Source organism: Rhodanobacter sp. Soil_C_14, from assembly GCF_057657335.1.
On the sequence record NZ_JBDGIQ010000002.1, the window covers coordinates 466,052 to 484,091 of the forward strand.

General features: G+C 67.9%; 15 protein-coding genes. 5 read left to right on the top strand and 10 right to left on the bottom strand.

Translation table 11 applies throughout. The features are described from left to right. Positions 1-120: 120 nt before the first annotated feature. The gene (locus AC3A56_RS07610) at positions 121-2,619 is read left to right on the top strand and encodes a TonB-dependent receptor (protein WP_487769885.1); all 2,499 of its coding nucleotides are present in this window, start codon (positions 121-123) and stop codon (positions 2,617-2,619) included. A gap of 69 nt (positions 2,620-2,688) precedes the next feature. Here the strand turns inward: AC3A56_RS07610 and AC3A56_RS07615 are convergent, their stop codons facing one another. From AC3A56_RS07615 to AC3A56_RS07630, 4 genes are all read right to left on the bottom strand, one after another. Continuing rightward, a complete protein-coding gene (locus AC3A56_RS07615; RefSeq protein WP_487769886.1) occupies positions 2,689-3,957 on the bottom strand; it encodes a sterol desaturase family protein in 1,269 nt (422 codons plus the stop codon). Further along, positions 3,954-4,700 carry a lysoplasmalogenase gene (locus AC3A56_RS07620; protein ID WP_487769887.1) on the bottom strand — a complete coding sequence of 249 codons (747 nt, stop codon included), beginning with the start codon at positions 4,698-4,700 and terminating at the stop codon, positions 3,954-3,956. Before AC3A56_RS07620 ends, AC3A56_RS07615 begins: the two co-directional genes overlap by 4 nt. A gap of 85 nt (positions 4,701-4,785) precedes the next feature. Then, positions 4,786-5,043, bottom strand: coding sequence for a hypothetical protein (locus AC3A56_RS07625; RefSeq protein ID WP_487769888.1), 258 nt, complete (start codon positions 5,041-5,043; stop codon positions 4,786-4,788). Positions 5,044-5,165: 122 nt separating this feature from the next. Beyond that, on the bottom strand, positions 5,166-6,878 hold the full coding sequence (locus tag AC3A56_RS07630; RefSeq protein ID WP_487769889.1) for a sulfatase-like hydrolase/transferase: 1,713 nt from the start codon (positions 6,876-6,878) through the stop codon (positions 5,166-5,168). A 182-nt stretch (positions 6,879-7,060) separates the two neighbouring features. On the opposite strand from AC3A56_RS07630, the gene AC3A56_RS07635 reads away from it, so the two are divergent. Next, a complete protein-coding gene (locus AC3A56_RS07635; RefSeq protein ID WP_487769890.1) occupies positions 7,061-9,094 on the top strand; it encodes a bifunctional 2',3'-cyclic-nucleotide 2'-phosphodiesterase/3'-nucleotidase in 2,034 nt (677 codons plus the stop codon). A 376-nt stretch (positions 9,095-9,470) separates the two neighbouring features. Here AC3A56_RS07635 and AC3A56_RS07640 read toward each other — a convergent pair whose 3' ends face one another. The 5 genes from AC3A56_RS07640 to AC3A56_RS07660 form a co-directional block, all read right to left on the bottom strand. Further along, positions 9,471-9,902 (bottom strand): DUF4826 family protein, encoded by a 432-nt coding sequence (locus AC3A56_RS07640; protein WP_487769891.1) that lies wholly within the window; start codon positions 9,900-9,902, stop codon positions 9,471-9,473. An 87-nt stretch (positions 9,903-9,989) separates the two neighbouring features. After that, positions 9,990-10,553 carry a hypothetical protein gene (locus AC3A56_RS07645; RefSeq protein ID WP_487769892.1) on the bottom strand — a complete coding sequence of 188 codons (564 nt, stop codon included), beginning with the start codon at positions 10,551-10,553 and terminating at the stop codon, positions 9,990-9,992. Further along, a complete protein-coding gene (locus AC3A56_RS07650) occupies positions 10,468-10,878 on the bottom strand; it encodes a hypothetical protein (protein ID WP_487769893.1) in 411 nt (136 codons plus the stop codon). Before AC3A56_RS07650 ends, AC3A56_RS07645 begins: the two co-directional genes overlap by 86 nt. A gap of 819 nt (positions 10,879-11,697) precedes the next feature. Next, positions 11,698-12,990, bottom strand: coding sequence for a cytochrome c (locus AC3A56_RS07655; RefSeq protein ID WP_487769894.1), 1,293 nt, complete (start codon positions 12,988-12,990; stop codon positions 11,698-11,700). Beyond that, complete coding sequence (locus AC3A56_RS07660) at positions 12,987-13,742, bottom strand: c-type cytochrome (RefSeq protein ID WP_487769895.1); 756 nt, start codon at positions 13,740-13,742, stop codon at positions 12,987-12,989. The genes AC3A56_RS07655 and AC3A56_RS07660 overlap by 4 nt, the downstream gene beginning before the upstream one ends. A gap of 398 nt (positions 13,743-14,140) precedes the next feature. On the opposite strand from AC3A56_RS07660, the gene AC3A56_RS07665 reads away from it, so the two are divergent. From AC3A56_RS07665 to thrC, 3 genes are read left to right on the top strand one after another with little or no spacing between them, the layout of a single operon-like run. Further along, the gene (locus AC3A56_RS07665; RefSeq protein ID WP_487769896.1) at positions 14,141-15,292 is read left to right on the top strand and encodes a homoserine dehydrogenase family protein; all 1,152 of its coding nucleotides are present in this window, start codon (positions 14,141-14,143) and stop codon (positions 15,290-15,292) included. Positions 15,293-15,315: 23 nt separating this feature from the next. Next, complete coding sequence (locus tag AC3A56_RS07670; RefSeq protein WP_487769897.1) at positions 15,316-16,281, top strand: homoserine kinase; 966 nt, start codon at positions 15,316-15,318, stop codon at positions 16,279-16,281. Then, positions 16,278-17,597: a threonine synthase gene (gene thrC / locus AC3A56_RS07675; protein WP_487769898.1), complete on the top strand. Its 1,320-nt coding sequence runs from the start codon at positions 16,278-16,280 to the stop codon at positions 17,595-17,597. Before AC3A56_RS07670 ends, thrC begins: the two co-directional genes overlap by 4 nt. Positions 17,598-17,779: 182 nt before the next feature. On the opposite strand, the gene AC3A56_RS07680 is transcribed toward thrC, so the two are convergent. Beyond that, positions 17,780-18,034 carry a hypothetical protein gene (locus AC3A56_RS07680; RefSeq protein ID WP_487769899.1) on the bottom strand — a complete coding sequence of 85 codons (255 nt, stop codon included), beginning with the start codon at positions 18,032-18,034 and terminating at the stop codon, positions 17,780-17,782. Positions 18,035-18,040: the final 6 nt, after the last annotated feature.

Here is an 18,040-nt window from a genome sequence, read left to right on the forward strand (position 1 = left end):
CGACATGTTGCGCTGCACCTGTACACCTGCGCTCGACGCGGGCGAACATGCTTCCACGCATCCACGACCGGCCCGCGAGCGGGCGGCGAGGGAGGCGACCACGACCCGGGGAATACATCCATGCTCATCCGCACCCATCGTCTGGCTGCCGGCATCGCCTGCGCCCTGCTTGCCGGCACGCTCGGCGTGTCGCCCACCGCCTCGGCGCAGGACACCAGTCCGCCGCCGGCAGCGACCACCACGAATGCCACCGAGCTGGGCAAGATCACGGTGACCGCGCAGAGCCGCACGCAGGAAGTGCAGGACGTGCCGATCGCGATGGACATCGTCACCGCGAAGCAGCTCGACATCATCGCCGCCACCGACCTCAGCCAGACCAACCTGTTCGTGCCCGGCGTGGTGGTCGACGGCAGCGACCCGACCCAGCCGACCTACCGGATGCGCGGCATCGAGACCAACGACTTCGGCATCGGCACCGACTCGGCCGTGGGTGTCTACGTCAACGGCGTCTACCAGACGCGCTCCGGCGGCGCGCTGATGGCGCTCAACGACGTGGCCCGGGTCGAGGTGCTGAAAGGCCCCCAGGGCACCCTGTTCGGCCGCAATACCGCCGCCGGCGCGATCTCGATCGTCACCAACGAACCCACCGACAAGCTCGAGGGCAAGGCCCGCGTCCGCTACGGCGAATACGGCAGGCGCTACGGCGACGCCCTGCTCAACGTGCCGGTGAACCAGGACCTGGCCGTGCGCATGAGCTTCCTGGACAACCAGAGCAACGGCTATCTCAGGGATGCCGTCACCGGCCAGCACTACGGCAAGGACGACGAGTGGGGCGCGCGGATGGTGGCGCGCTGGCAGGTCACGCCCGACAGCACGGTGCACCTGTCGTGGGACCACGATCGCCTGAAGCAGCCTTCGCGCATGGACGTGGGCCTGATCCCGCTGTCCTCCACCGACCTGTACCAGCGCGCGCCGTTCCCGGCCGATCCGTCGACCTGGTACGACCCGCGCCACGCGCCGTTCTTCAACGACAGCGACGGCGGCCGCGAACGCCGCCAGTACAACGGCTGGACCCTGGCCTTCGACCACGGCTTCGACTGGGGCGGCTTCAGCTCGACCACCAACTACGCGGCCTACAACATCTCGCACGTCGAGGACGGCGACGGCACCAACCACGTCACCACCCACCTCGACACCGGCGTAATCAGCGAGGGGCGCACGCTGTACCAGGAGTTCAAGCTCAACGGCAGCAACGAGCGGGTCGACTGGGTCGCCGGCGCCAGCTATTACATGGAACGCGCGAAACAGACCAGCCTGGCCACGGTGAACACCGACACCTACGACACGCTGGCGATCAACAGCGGCCTCGGCGCCAACTTCACCCCGGACGGCACGCTGTTCCACTACTTCGACTCGCTGCTGCAGGCGTTCAACCTGCCCTACCGCCTGCTCGGCGATCCGTGGACCGAGACGATCAGCAATAACGGCCACTTCAATTCGTACGCGGTGTACGGCGATGCGATCTGGCACGTCACCGACAAGCTCAACATCACCACCGGCCTGCGCTACACCCACGACCGCAAGTATTTCGACTGGTACACGCCGGTGCGCTACGCGCCCCAGCTCGACGCGACGGTCGACCAGCTCGACGCGGCCGGCATCCTGGCGCTGGCACCGCTGCTCACCGGCGGCGCGCTGAGTGCCGACGCCCTGCGCGCCATCCTCACCCAGAACCAGATCTTCCCCAACGCGGTGGGCCAGCTGGTCAGCAAGGACAACAGCTGGAACGACCTCAGCCCGCGCCTGGTCGCCGACTACAAGTTCACCCCGGACACGATGGGTTATTTGTCGCTGGCCCGGGGCTACAAGGCTGGCGGCTACAACGGCACCGAGCCCGGTTCGCAATTCCAGCCGGAGAAAGTGTGGAACGCCGAGCTCGGCATCAAGAGCACCTTCCCCGACCAGCACCTGCTGCTGAATGCCTCGATCTACCACTACCGCTACACCGACAAGCAGACCCTGGTGGTGGTGCCGTCCACCGACGGCCTCGGCGTGCCGACCTACCAGGTCAGCAACACCAGCCAGGACGCCACCGGCGTGGACCTGCAGGTGCAGTGGGTGCCGCTGGACGATCTGCGGCTGGGCTTCAACGGCAGCTACATCGACTCGAAATACTCCACCGCGCGCGTGCCGGCCGGCGTCGACACCAACGGCGACGCGCTCTACCTGGATGTCTCCGGCCAGCCGGTGGACGAGCCGAAGTTCTCCTACAGCTTCAGCGGCGACTACACCTGGCACGGCGTGGCCCAGGGCGAGCTGAGCTTCCACGCCAACTACGGCTATCGCGGCCGCATGCGCTGCAACGACGCCTCGGTCTACCAGGGCAAGTGCGCCTTGCCGACCAACTTCGACCTGGGCGAGCCGCAGCAGCGCACCGACCTGCGGCTCGACTGGAACGCGGCGAACGGCCGCTGGGGTCTCGGCGCCTACGTGCAGAACCTGTTCGACAAGCAGTACGTCAGCGGCCTGGGCACGATCTCGCAGTCGGTGCTGGGCACGCCGTACGCCTACGTCACGCCACCACGGATGTGGGGCGTGGAAGCGCGCGTGAAATTCTGACCGACCCGCCGTCGCTCCCCTGCCCGCAGGGGAGCTGCCCGGAGGGCTGAGGGGTGCTCTTGAGAGACGTCACCCCGTCGCGACGTCGTGATGCAGCGAAGACGACGGGCGCAGCCCGCCCAGCCAGGGCAGCGCCAGCGCGCTGAGCCCGAACACCACGGCGATGGCCAGGGCGATATGGCCGTCCAGATGGCCAATCCCGAACCAGCGCCCGCTGAGCAGCGGCACGGCGGCGGTGGCCAGCACGCGGACGCCTTCGGCCCACACCGCCCAGCGGCGGCCTTCCATCAACGCACCGACCACGCACAGGCTGGCGACCAGGTAAAGCGCGTACAGCAGCAGCGCGGAAAAGCCGGCGCTGCCGGCCATGCCGAGGAACTGCGTGGCCATGCCCAGCAGCAGAGCGAACTGCACCAGCACGTAAAGTTTCAGCGGCCACGACAGCGGCGGATCGAAACGCTCGGTGGGCATGGTGAAGTCGGGCTTCGGGAAGCGCGCCGCCACGTCGGCCGGACGCCAGCCCGGCGGCTTGATCCACACCAGCAGCTTGTCGCGCCAGCGCTTCGCATGCCACGCGTCCTGCGCGGTCTTCCAGTACACCTCGGCGTTCGCCCACAGCGGGTTCCAGCTGCGCAGCGGCGAGCGCGTGCCGTAGACCGGCCGGTCGCTGTCGTCCTCCTCGACAAAGCTGCCGAACAGGCGATCCCACACGATCAGGATGCCGCCGTAGTTGCGGTCCAGGTAGCGATCGTTCACCGCGTGATGGGCGCGATGGTTGGATGGTGAACAGAACACCCGGTCGAACCAACCGAGCCGGCCGATCTGTTCGGTGTGCACCCAGAACTGGTACAGCAGGTCGATCAGCGCCACCACCACGAACACCTTCAGCGGCACGCCGACGATCGCCATCGGCAGGTAGAACACCCAGCCCAGCAGCGCGCCGCTGCCGGTCTGGCGCAGCGCGGTGGACAGGTTGTAGTGCTCGCTCTGGTGGTGCACCACGTGGGCGGCCCACAGGATGTTCACCTCGTGGCCCATGCGGTGCAGCCAGTAGTAGCAGAAGTCGTAGAACAGCAGCGCGCCGGCCCAAACCCACAGGCTGTTCTCCGGCAGCGCGAACAGCGCCAGGTGTTCGACGCACCAGGCATAGATGCCGATCGTCACCAGCTTGGTGAACACGCCGACCAGCTGCGAGATCACGCCCAGCCCGATGCTGTTGATCGCATCGTTGGCGGCGTACGCCTGCCGGCCGCGCAGTTTCGCCACCAGCAATTCGATGCCGATCAGCAGGAAGAAGACCGGTGTGGCCCAGGTGATGATGAGTTCCTGCGTATTCACTTCGCCGCCTCTGTCACGATCGGGGACCCGATACGCTGCACCGAGCGCGCGATCCACCACAACGCCAGATAATACGCCGCCAGCACCCACAGGCTGGACCACGGCAGCGGACCGTCGAAGCGGTTCCAGGCCAGCAGGCAGTCGCTGAGCATGAAAGTCAGGCCGCCGATCGCCGCCAGCCGCGCCGCCGGCGCCTGCGGGTCGCCGCGTTGGGCCAGCACCCGTGCGCGCACCAGCGCCTGGCCGCCCATGCTGGCCAGCACCACCACGTAGACGATCACCGGAATGCGCAGCGCCGGCCCGATCGCATCCCACAGCAGGACCATGTTCACCGCACCGAAACCCAGCGTGGCCAGCAGCAGCCACGGCCGCGCGGCGAAGCGGCAGTCGCCGGTGAACGCGGCGATGAAACACAGGTGGCCGCACAGGAAGGCCAGCAGCCCCGGCACGAACAGGTCGCCCGGCAGCATCAGCAGGACGTCGCCCAGCAGCGAGCAGGCGATGCCGGCAAGCACCAGCCGCCGGTAGCGCGGCGATTGCGCCGGCCGCGACTGCCAGGCCAGCACGAAGATCAGCACGGTGGCCAGCGGCTTGCCCAGCCAGTGCAGCCAGTGCCACGCCGGCGACGGATGGCTGGCCGCGAGCAGCGCGCCGGCGATGGCGGCGGATGCCGCCAGCAGGATGGCCACCGCCAGTCCTCGCGGGTAGCGTGGCGTGGCGGTATCGAAGGCAAGAACGGACATGCGCATCCCCGTTGACGACTGCCGTCGATCATAGCCGGACGCCGCCACCTGTCGGCCAGGCTTGAGCGACAGGATCGAACCCCGCTCAGCGCGGCGCAGGTGCGCGTCGGCGCGGGCTGCCGTACATCTCGCGGTAGACCTCGCTGATCCGGGCCTCCAGCGTGCCGCCCTGGCGCGCCTGGCTGAAGGCCTCGTTCAATTGTTTCTCGGCCACATGCAGATGACGCAGGAAGTGGCGCTCGTCGCCGGACAGCCCGCACTCGGCCATCTGCTGTTCCAGCGTGGGGTCGACGGGCGGGTCAGCGGGCGTGGGAGTCGGGGACGGCGGCAGGCGATCTTTCATGCCGGAAACAAAGCAAGACACTTGCCATTCAGCTTTCCGCCGCGACGCCGCTCCGCTGCGTCAGACAGCACCGGCGCAGGCCGGCGCCGCGACGGATGGGCGACGCAAACTGCCCCCGGGTGTCACTGATAGACGTGCAGCCGGTTGATCGTCCAGGCGTGGTACGAGTCCAGCACGCCGGGGATCGCGCAGTCGTCGTACAGGCCGCTGCAGCGCGTGCGCAATTCGCGCGACGCGGTGAAGTACGCATCGGTGGGCACGCCGGCCGCCTGCAGCACCATGCCGGGCAGGAAGGCGATGTCGAGCATCGGATACGCCGGCAACGGCGTCCCGGCGAAATTGCTCTTCACCATGTAGTAGGTGAGGTAGTCGCGATACGGCGCCAGCGCCGGCGGCGTGCTCCGCTCCAGCTTGCGGATGCCGCCGTTGAACGAGGGCTGATGATCGCCGAAGTGCACCAGCACGGTCGGCTGCGGGCGGTCGAGGAAGACGCGCTCGAGCCCGCGCATCGCCACGTCCGAATCGTGCAGCCGCGACAGGTAGGTATCGAAGTTCAGCGCCATGCCCGGCGCAAGCCCGCGCAGCAGGTTGCGGTAGGGCGCGGGCAGCTTGTCCATCGGCTGGTGGTCGTGCGGGCCGTGCTGGTTCAAGGTCAGGATCATGATGAACACCGGTTGCCCCGGCTTCCTGAGCTTGTCGTAGATGCGTTTGGCCGCGGCGAACATCTGCGCGTCGCTTTCCTCCCATTCCTCCAGGCCCAGTTCGTCGGCGCCGTACAGATGATCGAAGCCGTAGGCGCGGTACGCATTGTCGCCGTTGATGAAGCTGGCGGCGGTGGGATACACGCCGATGGTGAGGTAGCCGAGCCGGCGCAGCTGCAGCGCCAGCGCATCGTGCACGTTGGGCGCCAGCACGTAGGGCGCATACATGCCGCCGGAGCCGAAGATGTCCTGCGGCATGCCGGTCAGCGCGGCGAACTCGCTGACCCAGGTGCCGCCGCCGAAGGTATGCACGCGCAGAACGCCGTGCCCCCGCGTGCGCGCATCGGGCTGGAACATCGCCGCCCGGCATGCCGGCACGTTGCAGTTGGAGTAGTTCGACGGGTCGAAGGTGCTTTCCTCCAGCACCTGCACGATGTCCGGATACGGCGGCGGCCGGCTGGCCGGCGTGCCCGACGCGGTGGCGCCCCAGTCGCGCTCGGCCACCTCGTCGCTGGCCATCGGCGGCAGCTGCACGTCGGCGTCGCGCAGGTTCACGAAGAAGTTGGTCAGCTGTGCGTCGTCGGACATCTTCTGCCACGCATTGCGCGAATGCGCCCGGGCGAACGGCCCGGCCGGCAGCATGCACAGCCAGAAACCCAGCGCGCACGCCGCGATCCCGCCCAGCCGGATCGGCATCGCCCGCGAAGCACGCAGGCTGGCCAGCAGGCGCCAGTCCCAGCGCCACACCAAGTACAGCAGCGGCGGCAGCAGCAGGCACAGCACGATGCCCACGGTGTACAGATGCGGGTAGTGGCGCAAGGTGTCGAGCAGGCTGGTGCGCACGTAGTAGATGAAGTCCGACGGCATCAGCTGCGAATCAAGGTAGCGCAGCTTCAGCACCGCCACCGACTTCAGCAGCAGGAACAGCCCGCCGCCCACCACCAGGCCGCTGGCAAAACGCCCGAACGCCAGCAACAGCACGCCGCAGCTGCACAGCATCAGGGCCATGATGAAGGCCCGCTGCAGCGGCAGCGGTTCCTGCCACGCCGTCAGCGCGATGCAGCCGCCCAGAAACGCCAGCGCGCACAACACCACCACACCGGCTCGCGATGGGCGCAAAGATAGTCGACGCATGCCTGGTCAGTCCCCCTGTAGGACCCTTGTCACTGGGTTGTCATCTTACGGTCTTGGCCACCGCGCTGCGCGGCGGCGCACTCGCACCGGAACGGAGCCATTCATCGGCCCCGGCGCGCATCCGGCCATGCCGATCTGCTAGTTTCTGCGGCCTGACCCAAGCTCCCGTCCCCGGAATCCCCATGTCGTCACGCCTGTTGCGCTCCACCACTCCCCTGCTCGCCCTCGCCCTCGCCGGCGCCCTGCTCGCCGGCTGCGCCGGCCTGCCCTGGCAGGGCAGCGCGCTGGCCGACGGTTCGCGCGCCAACGTGGCCATCCTGGAAACCACCGACATCCATTCGAACGTGCTCAGCTACGACTACTACAAGCTGAAGCCGGACGAGTCGCTGGGCTACGAACGCACCGCTACGCTGATCCGCCGCGCCCGCGCCGAGTTTCCCAACACCTTCCTGTTCGACAGCGGCGACACCATCCAGGGCAGCGTGCTGGCCGACTACCAGGCGCTGGTGAAGCCGGTCGGCTGCGCGCAGGAACTGGCCGTCTACCAGGCGATGGACGCGATGGGCTACGACGGCGGCACCGCCGGCAACCACGAGTTCAACTACGGCCTGGGCTTCCTGTCGCAGGTCACCGGCACGCCGATGAACGTGGACGGCGGCCACGACAACCGCTGCGCCGGCCCGCACTTCCCGCTGGTGCTGGCCAACGTCTACAGCGCGCGCGACGGCAAGCCGATCTTCAGGCCGTGGACCGTGGTGACGAAAACCATCAGTGCCTACACCCCGGACGGCAGCCGCATCGAAGTGCCGCTGAAGGTGGGCATCATCGGCTTCACCCCGCCGCCGATCATGGACTGGGACAAGCAGAACCTGGCCGGCAAGGTCACCGTCAGCGGTGTCGTCGAGGCAGCGCAGAAATACCTGCCCGAACTCAAGGCGCAGCATCCCGACCTGATCGTGGCGATCCTGCACGGCGGCCTCAACACCGCGCCGTACACCCCGCAGATGGAAAACGCGGGCTGGTACCTGGCCGGCGTGCCCGGCATCGACGCCCTGCTGCTCGGCCACTCGCACACCGAATTCCCCGGCCCGCACTACGCCGGCATGAAGGACGTCGATGCGAAGCGCGGCCTGGTCCGCGGCGTGCCCACGGTGATGGGCGGCTTCTTCGGCAAGGACCTGGGCGTGATCCGGCTGGTGCTGGATCGCCAGGGCGGCCGCTGGGTGGTCGACCGCGACGAGAGCCACAGCGAAGTACGCCCGATCTGCAGCAAGTCAGGCAGCCCGAACAAGTCGGGCTCGCAAGCTGTCGAGTGCGTGCCGGCCGATCCGGCCATCGCGCCGCTGGTGCAGCAGGCCCATGAAGCGGCCATCGCCTACGTCAACACGCCGATCGGCAACAGCAGCGTGCAAATGAGCAGCTACTTCGCCGACGAAGGCAACATGAGCGCGCTGGCGCCGGTCAACGCCGCCCAGGCCGACTACGTGCGCACTGAACTTCCCCGCTCGCACCCCGAGCTGGCCGACGTGCCGGTGCTGTCCGCCGCCGCCGCCTTCCGCACCGGCTTCGGCGGCCCCGACGATTACACCGACGTCGCCGCCGGCCCGCTCACCCTGCGCAGCGCCGCCGACCTGTACTTCTATCCGAACACCCTGGCCGCGGTGAAAACCGACGGCGCCGGCCTCAAGGCCTGGCTGGAAAAATCCGCCGGCCGCTTCAACCGCATCGACCCGGCCAAAACCGGCGAGCAGCAGCTGATCAGCAGCCGCTTCGTCGGCTACAACTTCGACCAGATCCAGGGCGGCATCCATTACGTGATCGACGTGTCGAAACCGGTCGGCCAGCGCATCACCACGCTGAGCTACCAGGGCAAGCCGGTGGCGCCGAGCGACCCGTTCATCATCGTCACCAACAACTACCGCGCCAGCGGCGGCGGCCACTTCCCCGGCCTCGACGGCAGCAACATCGTGCTCACCGCACCCGACGGCACCCGCGAGATCCTGGCGAAGTGGATCGAGCACAAGCAGCAGATCAGCGCCGCCAACCTCGAACCCGCATCCTGGAATTTCGCGCCGCTGAAAGTGCGCGGCCCGGTCGTGTTCACCGGCGCCGCCAACAAGCTCGACGTGGCGAAGGCCGCCGGCCTGGACAACATCCGGCAGCTGAAGGACAACGGGGATGGCACGGCGATTTACGCGCTTGATCTGGCGCATTGAGCGCCGCGGTTTCGTGGGGCGGGCACTACCCGTCGCCCTGACTTTCTGCTGAGTTCTGGAACGCATCAAGAGCAAGAGCTTTCGTCCTCCTTCGGAGGGCGAGGTACTTCTCTTTTGCTTGTCCAAAAGAGAAGTACCCAAGAGAAAACGACACCCCGCTTCCGCGCCTCGCAGGCATCCTGCCTGCGAGGTCCGCGTGCGGGTTACGGGGTTTGCCGACAGGGCATCCTGCCCTGACGCCAAACTGCCTGACATCCATGTCAGGCACCCTGCGGGCTGATCCTCCACCCGCCCGCCGCTACAGAGGGCCCCCCGGTAGAGCAGCGGGCCATCCTGGCCCGCACTCTTCAAAAGAGCCGAAACCGCGCCGTCAGCGCTAACCCCACGCCTCATCGTCCTCGACCCACTCCAGAAGCAACTCGGCTCTGGACGCCAGCAGCGGCGCAAGTTCCTCATCATTTTCGCCGGTGCCGATAACGAACGTCGGATGCGTTTCGCCGCGCCCCATGCAAGCTGCCTTTTCTTGCCAAAGCGACGCAATCGCTTTCACGGCTTCACGTGGATTGCGGATACCTGCTGCCGAAACGTAGTCACAAGGACAGTCGCCACAAATGGCCCACCAACTGACAGCACCCTGTGTGGACGCGCTGCCGATACGCCACACCGACACGTACGGGGACGCCGACCAGGCGGGAACCTCCTCGACGACGCCGTGTTGAACGCCCTCACGATGCAGGTATGCGAGCACTTCGCCACGCTGCTCCGCGAACCAGCGCGCCTCCACTTCGGGGTCTTCGTAATCTTCCATGGATCAGCACCACTACTCGATTCGCGCGATATCTCAGGACAAAAGCCTCACGCGGCTGGGATTGACGGGAAGTCTCTTACGGAGTGGTCAGGCCGAAACCTGAGTTGACATGCCTTCCGGAAGCTTGCCCCGCCCGTGGAAGGTCAGGGCCGCTTCCGCTGCACATGCGACGAACGCCTCCCACTCGCTCATCTTGAACACCTCGGAGTCGTGAATGACATGTTTGGGCGTGGCGGAGCACAGTCGTTCCCAGCCATCGTCCAGGCGCTTGAGTGACTGGATCTCATCTGCCGAAAAAACGGGCGAAGGAAAGTTGGCCTCGCAGATCGGACGGGTAATGAAGTCCTCCCATTGATTGAGCAACTCGCCCATACCCAGTCGTGGCTCGCTCTCGGCTTGATATTCCACCACCCACTCGACGTACTCGATGAGGCGGTTGCGGATACGTTGTTCCAGCACCAGAGGGTCCATGACATCCGTTGAAGTGGTTCGCGCAGAATTGGAAGCCTGACGCTGAGGTTGAGCGTCGGCGAAGTCGTTCGCCTTGATCAAGATGCTGGACGACTCACCAGAACCGCCACCAAGGCCGCCTTGTTTCTGTTGGTGAAGTGTTGCCGTCCGGATACGTAATGCGGTCGGCTTGCGGGTCATATACAGCCAGTCCATGCTTCCGTGCGAGCGCATGAACGAAAACGGATACGTATTCTGCTTTTGACCAGACAGACGGCATGATGACGTGCCCGGGAGAGCGATCGAGCGCACAGCTCCAGGGACAAAGATCGTGGTCGTCGACGAGGTCGTCCGGGATCGTGTCGATTTCGGGATGCTTCGCAGTCAGTTCGGCGTAGAAAGCGTCGACGGAGGCATGCGGCTCGATCTGGCATGCCTCGTCCTCGCACAAGCGTGCATAGAGCAAGCCGGCCTCCTTGTCCGTGAGGCGATCATGCGGATACCACACACCCAAATCGAAGCTCATCGACCCGCCCGTCCGACGCTTGCTGGACCCCGCATTGGGGGCATATGCCACGGATGTTCAGCGCTGGCCTGTTGCGCGTCAAGCAGACACCTTCCAAGGTTCGGCGGGCGTTTGCCGGGCGAAGTAGTGCAACGAGCCTGAGGCGCGGAATCGCTTTTTGAACGCCTCCTTGAGGCCGAGATCAAGCCACTCACAGGGCTCCAAGGATCAAGAGCGAACCCCACCCCAACCCTTTCTGCGACCGAAGGAAGTCCCTTTGGGGCGAGCAGGGGAGGGAGATAGCGAGGCGCTGCCGCACCCCTCAGACGAACGACGCGCACCGTCACTCGTTCGTGCCCGTCGACAGCCCTGCCGACGGCACACTTTCCGCCTTCGCTCTTCGCTCTTCGCTTTTCAGCTCTCGCAACCGCGCAGCGGTTGCGCACCGAGTGCGGGCCACGATGGCCCGCAGCTCTGCCCGGGGCCCCTCTGTAGCGGCGGGCGGGTGGAGGATCAGCCCGCAGGGTGGTCGGCATGGATGCCGACCAGTTTGGCGTCAGTCCATGGATGGACTGTCGACAAACCCCGTAACCCGCACGCGGACCTTGCGGACAGGATGTCCGCAAGGCGCGGAAGCGGGGTGGCCTTTCTCTTGGGTTACTTTCTCTTTGGCCACTCAAAGAGAAAGTGACTCGCCCTCCGAAGGAGGACGAAAGCTTTTGCTTTGAATGGTGGCACGTGGGCAGGAAGCCCCACTTCCTGAAGGAAGATCAAGAGCGGAGACCCCACCCCGGCCCTCCCCTGCGAGCAGGGGAGGGAGAACAGCATGGCGCCGCCAACTCAATCGATCGGCGTATGCCGATACGTGCTCACGTCCGCAGCTTGCACCGCCCCCGCCTGGTTCGACCACGACTGCCGGATGTAGCTGACCACCGCCGCGACGTCCTCGTCGCTCAGTTGCTGTGCGAACGGCGGCATCGAATAGGGTTGCGGGTTGCCCGCGGTGACCGGGGCGAAGCCCCCGAGAAGCACGCTGCGGGTGGCGTTGATGCCGGTGGGTTCGGTGACCGAGGTGTTGCCGTCCAGTGGCGGGTAGATGCCGGCCACGCCCTGGCCGTTGTCGCCGTGGCAGTCGGCGCAGCGCTGGGCGTACAGCTTGCCGCCCTGCTCGTGGCTGGCCGCGCGCTTGAACGGCGCGGCGGCCACGACCGGTGCGCGTGGCGGCAGCGATTGCAGATAGACGGCTATCGACTGCAGGTCGGCGTCGGTCATGTGCTGGGTGCTCAGGCGCACCACGTCGGCCATCGGTCCGAAGGCGCTGCCCTTGGCGGACTGGCCGGTCTTCAGCAGGTCGACGATGTCCGGCGCGCTCCAGCCGGCGAGGCCGCCGCCGGCCTGGGTGCTGAGGTCGGGCGCGTACCAGTTCATCGCCGGGATCTGGCCGCCGGTGAGGTGGCGATCCGGTTCGATGCCGCCCAGCGAATCGCGCGTGGTGTGGCATTCGTTGCAATGGCCCAGGCCCTGCACCAGATAGGCACCGCGGTTCCATTCGGGCGACTTCGCCGGGTCGGGCTGGAACACGCCCGGCTTGAAGTACAGCGCGCGCCACGCCAGCAGGCTCTTGCGCACGTTGTACGGAAAGTCGAGCCCAGGCTCGCTGTTGGGGCGATGCACCGCCGGCAGCGATTTCAGGTAGGCGAAGATCGCCAGCGCGTCGTCGCGGGTGACCTTGGTGAACGAGGTGTAGGAGAACACCGGATACAGCAGCTGGCCGTGGCGGCCCCTGCCGTCGTGCAGCGCGCGCCAGAAATCGTCGAAGCTCCACTGGCCGATGCCGGTTTCCGGATCGGGCGTGATGTTGGGCGCGGGCACGTCGCCGAACGGCGTGGCCAGCGCGCGGCCGCCGGCGTAGCGTTGGCCGTCGCGGGCGGTGTGGCAGGCCGCGCAATCGCCGGCGGTGGCCAGATATTCGCCCCGCGCGATGATGGCCGGATCGTGCAATGCCGCGGTGTCGGCATCGCGCTGCGCCGGCGACGACGGCGCGACGTGGCCGCCGCCGACGAACACCCACGCCAGCACGCCGACCAGCAACAGCAAGGCCAGCCACCACCAGCCACGTCGCAACCGGCTCATGGCGCCACCCCGCTGTGGCCCATCACGCACCAGCCGGGCAACGGCTCGGTCTGCGCACTGGCCGGTGCCGGGTGCAGGTCGGCCGGCGGCTCCTGGCTGGCCAGCCACGCCGATACCGCGGTGATGTCGGATTCGCGCATGCGGTTGGCCACCACGCCCATGCAAAAGGGGCCTTCGGCCGCGCGGGTGCGGGTGCGCCACGACACCAGCTGCGCGCTGAGGTAGTCGTAGGACAGGCCCATCAGCCCGGGCATCATCGGCTGCACGCCAGTCAGTTTCGCGCCGTGGCAACTGACGCACGACGGCACGCCGCGGGTGGAGTCGCCGCGCAGCACGAGCTGTTCGCCGCGACGCAGGGTTTCGGTGGAAACCGGCGGCACCGGCAGCTTGCGATACGGCACGTCCTGCTGCGCGAAGTATTCGGCGATCTGCCGCAGATAGGCCGGACCGAGCTGGCGGACCACGTATTCCATCGGCGCGTGCTGGCGCTGGCCGGTCTGGAAATATTCCAGTTGCTGCAGTAGATAACCCGCCGGCTTGCCGGCCAGGCGCGGGATCAGCACGTTGTCCGGCGTGCCCGCGCCATGCGCGCCATGGCAGCTGGTACACGCGGCGACGCGCTGCTCGGTAGTGTCGGGCACCGGCGCCGCGGCGCTCTGCGGGGTGGTGGCGGACGCCGTGGCGCCGGCACCGAAGGCGAGCAGCACGACGGCCGCGCGGAGCTTCGTGCGCAGGGAAAGGGACAGGTTCATCCGCCAATTGTAGGCCTGCGCAACCGGCCGCTTCGGGCTCGCGACAACCTGCCACAGGCCGGCGGCGTCGCCGTTCCGCCCGGTTCCCGCCACGAAAAGGTTGCAGATGAATCTGTTGACCGCAGCGCAGCAATCCCCGTAAGGTCGAGCACATGTCGCCGCTTTCCACGCCAGCACGCCCGCACTGCGCACCGGTCCACACCGGTCGCATGGCGTCGTGCGCCGGCGTTGTCGCCGCGATGACCACCACCGCGATTACTACCGGTACCGGTACCACGGGTTCCGGGCGGGGTGTCGTGCGTAGGTAAGTTTTCTACACGCAACGGCCCGCCCTCGACGAGGCGGGCCGGCTCACACCGACACGCCAGCGAGATCGGGCCTCCAAGGGAGAGGCCGTCGTGATCACCTGTGCACCCGAGCAAGTCCAGCATTTTCCGTTGCCGCCGCCCGCGCCGCCGCGCACCGGCAGCACGCGTCGCCGCGTGCTGGCGATCGGCGTGATCGGTCCCGGCCGGGTCGGCAGCGCGCTGCTGGAACAGTTGCGCACGGCGCAGGCACGACTGGCCCGCGACAGCGGACTGGAACTGAAGCTGTGCGGCGTGGTGGCCAGCAAGCGCATGTGGCTGGACTGCGACGACGCCGAGCTCAACGCCCGCCACGACGGCGCGCAGGTCTGGCGGCCGAATGACCTGGACGCGTTCGCCGAACACGTCCGCGGCAACGATGGCCGCCACGCGCTGCTGATCGACTGCAGCGCGAACGACGAGGTGGCGGCGCACTATCCGCGCTGGCTGGCCGGCGGCCTGCATGTGGTGACGCCGAACAAGCTGGCCGGCAGCGGGCCGCTGCCGCGCTGGCAGGCGATCCGCGCGGCCTGCGCCGGCGGCGCGCGCTTCCGCTACGAGGCCACCGTCTGCGCCGGCCTGCCGGTGGTGCAGACGCTGCGCGACCTGCTCGACACCGGCGACGAACTGCTGGCGGTGGACGGCATGTTCTCCGGCACGCTGGCCTGGCTGTGCAACCGCCACGACGGCCGCCAGCCGTTCTCCGCGCTGGTCCGCGAGGCGCACGCGCTGGGCTATACCGAGCCCGATCCGCGCGATGACCTGTCCGGCCTGGACGTGGCGCGCAAGCTGGTGATCCTGGCGCGCGAGGCGGGCTGGCCGCTGTCGCTGGAGGATGTCGACCTGCAGGGCCTGGTGCCGCCGGCGCTGGCCGCGCTGCCGCGCGACGACTTCATGCAGCGGCTCGACGAACTGGACGCGCCGATGGCGGCGGAGCTGGCCGAGGCGCATGCCGAAGGTGGCGTGCTGCGCCACGTGGCCCGGCTCGACCGGCACGGCCGCGCCAGCGTGCGGCTGCAGGTGCTGCCCGCCAGCCACGCCTTCGCGCACACCCGGCTGACCGACAACATCGTGCAGTTCACCACCCGTCGCTACTGCGATAATCCGCTGTCGGTGCAAGGCCCCGGCGCCGGTCCGGAAGTGACCGCCGCCGGCGTGTTCACCGACCTGCTGCGCATCGCCGAGTCGCTGGAGGCGCGCGCATGACTTCCTCATTGTCGGAACCCGTCATGGCTCCATCGCACCCCGCTGCCCGCCCGCCCGTCGCCTGCGCCTTCGCACCCGCCAGCGTCGGCAACGTCGGGGTCGGCTTCGACCTGCTCGGCCACAGCGTGGCCGGCGCCGGTGATCGCGCCCAAGTGCGCCGCATCGACGAGCCGGTGGTGCGCATCGCGGCGATCCGCGGCTGCGTCACGGAGCTGCCCACCGACCCGCGCGCAAACACCGCCGGCACCGCCCTGCTCTCGCTGCGCGCCGCGCTCGACCTGCCCTGCGGTTTCGAACTGGTGCTGCACAAGGGCATCGCGCTGGGCTCGGGTATGGGCGGCTCGGCCGCCTCGTGCGTGGCGGCGCTGGTCGCGGCCAACGCCCTGCTCGACCAGCCGCTTTCGCGCGAGGCGCTGTATGCCTTCGCGCTGGACGGCGAGGCGGTGGCCAGCGGCAGCCGGCACGGTGACAACCTGGGTTCGATGCTGCTCGGCGGGCTGGTGCTGGCCACCCACGAGCGGCTGCTGCGCATCGACGTGCCCGACGCCTGGCACTGCGCGCTGGTGCATCCGCACGTGGTGCTGGAAACGCGCAAGGCTCGCGCGGCGCTGGCCGGTCATTACGAACTCGGTGAATTCGTGGCGCAGAGTTCGAACCTCGCCCTGGTGCTGGCCGGCTGCTACCGCGGCGATGCTGCACTGGTGCGCGAGGGCTTGAAGGACGTACTGGTGGAGCCGCGCCGCGCGCCACTGATTCCCCATTTTGCGCAGGTGAAGCAGGCCGCACTCGATCACCACGCCCTGGGCGCCAGCATCTCCGGCGCCGGCCCCAGCGTGTTCGGCTGGTACGACAATCGCCGTGACGCCGAGGCGGCCAGCGTGGCGATGCAGGCCGCGTTCGCCGACGCCGGGCTGGACAGCGATGCGTGGGTGTCGCCGGTCAACGGGCCGGCGGCCGCGCTGATCGATTCGCTCGGGGACGACGCATGAACGCGTCCATCCGCTACCACAGCACCCGCAACGCCGCACCGACCGTACCGATCAGCCAGGCGATCGCCGCCGGGCTGGCGCCGGATGGCGGACTGTACGTGCCCGAACGGCTGCCGCGCCTCGACCCGGCCACGTTCGACCCGCACGGCACGCTGGCCGACACCGCCGCCACCTTGCTGGCGCCGTTCTTCGCCGGCGATGCCCTGGCCGACGAACTGCCCGCGATCTGCGCCGAATCGCTGAACTTCGACGCGCCACTGCGCGCGCTGCCGGCCCATCCGGACACCTTCCTGCTGGAGCTGTTCCACGGCCCCACCTCGGCGTTCAAGGATTTCGGCGCACGCTTCCTCGCCGCCTGCCTGCGTCGGCTGCCGCGCAGCGATGCACGACCGCTGACGATCCTGGTCGCCACCTCGGGCGACACCGGCGCGGCAGTGGCGGCGGCGTTCCATCGCCAACCGAACATCCGCGTGGTGATCCTGTATCCCGATGGCCTGGTCTCGCCGCGCCAGGCGCACCAGCTCGGCTGCTTCGGCGACAACGTGACCGCGTTGCGCGTGGCCGGCCGTTTCGACGACTGCCAGCGCATGGTCAAGGCCGCGCTCAACGACCCCGAACTGCAGGCGCAGGTGCCGCTGTCCTCGGCCAACAGCATCAGCCTGGGCCGCCTGCTGCCGCAGATGAGCTACTACGCCCATGCCGCGCTGGGCTGGTGGCGCGAACACGGCACGCCGCTCGACTTCATCGTGCCCACCGGCAACCTGGGCAACGCACTGGCCTGCCTGTGGGCGCGCGAGATCGGCTTGCCGATCGGCGACGTGCAACTGGCCTGCAACGCCAACGCCACCCTGCCAGAGTTCTTCGCCGGCGAGGACTACCGGCCGCGCGAAGCGGTGGCCACCATCGCCAACGCGATGGACGTGGGCGCGCCCAGCAATTTCGAGCGCCTGCGCTGGACGTTTCCCGATGACGCGCCGTTGCGCCAGCTGCTTCGCGCGCAGAGCGTGGACGACGACACGATCCGGCAGACCATCCACGATCATGCGCGCGGGCATGGCGAGGTGGTCTGCCCGCACACCGCGACCGCCATGCACCGTCTCGACCGGCTGCGCGGCAGCGGCGATCAGCGGCCCTGGGCCGTGGTGGCCACCGCCCACCCGGCCAAGTTCGAGAGCATCGTGGAGCCATTGATCGGCCATCCGGTCGAGGTGCCCGCGGCGCTGGCGAACATGCTCGCGCGCCGGTCGCATGCCGAACCCGTCGCCGCCGACGATGCCGCCCTGCGCGTGCGATTGACGGCCGCGTTCGAGGCCTGACCCGGGGCCCCTGACCGCCCTGCAGGTCGCGCGGAACCCCGCCGATTCGGCAGGGTTCGACGGGGACGCGGATTTCGCCGATGGTTTCATCTGCATCTATTTGGACGGATAGCCGTCCGAACGCGATTTCGACCGCTTAGAAGATTTCTTCATAAGATTTTTGTTGACAGCCGATACAGGCATCACTTACGGTCGATCACATGTCGCAGCGCAACAGCCACCGCAGCCTCGCCAATGGAAACCGTCTCCTGACGGTTGCCGGCCTGCTGCAGGCTCGCGGCACGCTCCTTCTTGCCCTCGTACTCGTACTCCTCATTACCAACGGAGGTGCGGGCTGAGGGCATGTGTCCAGGTAAATAGAAAAACCTGAAAACACCCAAAGAACCCCGCACCCGGTAACGGATGCGGGGTTTTTTTATGCCTTCGGCGACGCCCACACAGCG

What these genes read in the sequence shown, in the direction of transcription:
- AC3A56_RS07655 (WP_487769894.1), bottom strand. Translation starts at nt 12,990, where the DNA reads ATGAGCCGGTTGCGACGTGGCTGGTGGTGGCTGGCCTTGCTGTTGCTG.
- AC3A56_RS07625 (WP_487769888.1), bottom strand. Translation starts at nt 5,043, where the DNA reads ATGAAAGATCGCCTGCCGCCGTCCCCGACTCCCACGCCCGCTGACCCG.
- AC3A56_RS07670 (WP_487769897.1), top strand. Translation starts at nt 15,316, where the DNA reads ATGGCTCCATCGCACCCCGCTGCCCGCCCGCCCGTCGCCTGCGCCTTC.
- AC3A56_RS07645 (WP_487769892.1), bottom strand. Translation starts at nt 10,553, where the DNA reads ATGACCCGCAAGCCGACCGCATTACGTATCCGGACGGCAACACTTCAC.
- AC3A56_RS07620 (WP_487769887.1), bottom strand. Translation starts at nt 4,700, where the DNA reads ATGTCCGTTCTTGCCTTCGATACCGCCACGCCACGCTACCCGCGAGGA.
- AC3A56_RS07640 (WP_487769891.1), bottom strand. Translation starts at nt 9,902, where the DNA reads ATGGAAGATTACGAAGACCCCGAAGTGGAGGCGCGCTGGTTCGCGGAG.
- AC3A56_RS07660 (WP_487769895.1), bottom strand. Translation starts at nt 13,742, where the DNA reads ATGAACCTGTCCCTTTCCCTGCGCACGAAGCTCCGCGCGGCCGTCGTG.
- thrC (WP_487769898.1), top strand. Translation starts at nt 16,278, where the DNA reads ATGAACGCGTCCATCCGCTACCACAGCACCCGCAACGCCGCACCGACC.
- AC3A56_RS07630 (WP_487769889.1), bottom strand. Translation starts at nt 6,878, where the DNA reads ATGCGTCGACTATCTTTGCGCCCATCGCGAGCCGGTGTGGTGGTGTTG.
- AC3A56_RS07650 (WP_487769893.1), bottom strand. Translation starts at nt 10,878, where the DNA reads ATGAGCTTCGATTTGGGTGTGTGGTATCCGCATGATCGCCTCACGGAC.
- AC3A56_RS07635 (WP_487769890.1), top strand. Translation starts at nt 7,061, where the DNA reads ATGTCGTCACGCCTGTTGCGCTCCACCACTCCCCTGCTCGCCCTCGCC.
- AC3A56_RS07610 (WP_487769885.1), top strand. Translation starts at nt 121, where the DNA reads ATGCTCATCCGCACCCATCGTCTGGCTGCCGGCATCGCCTGCGCCCTG.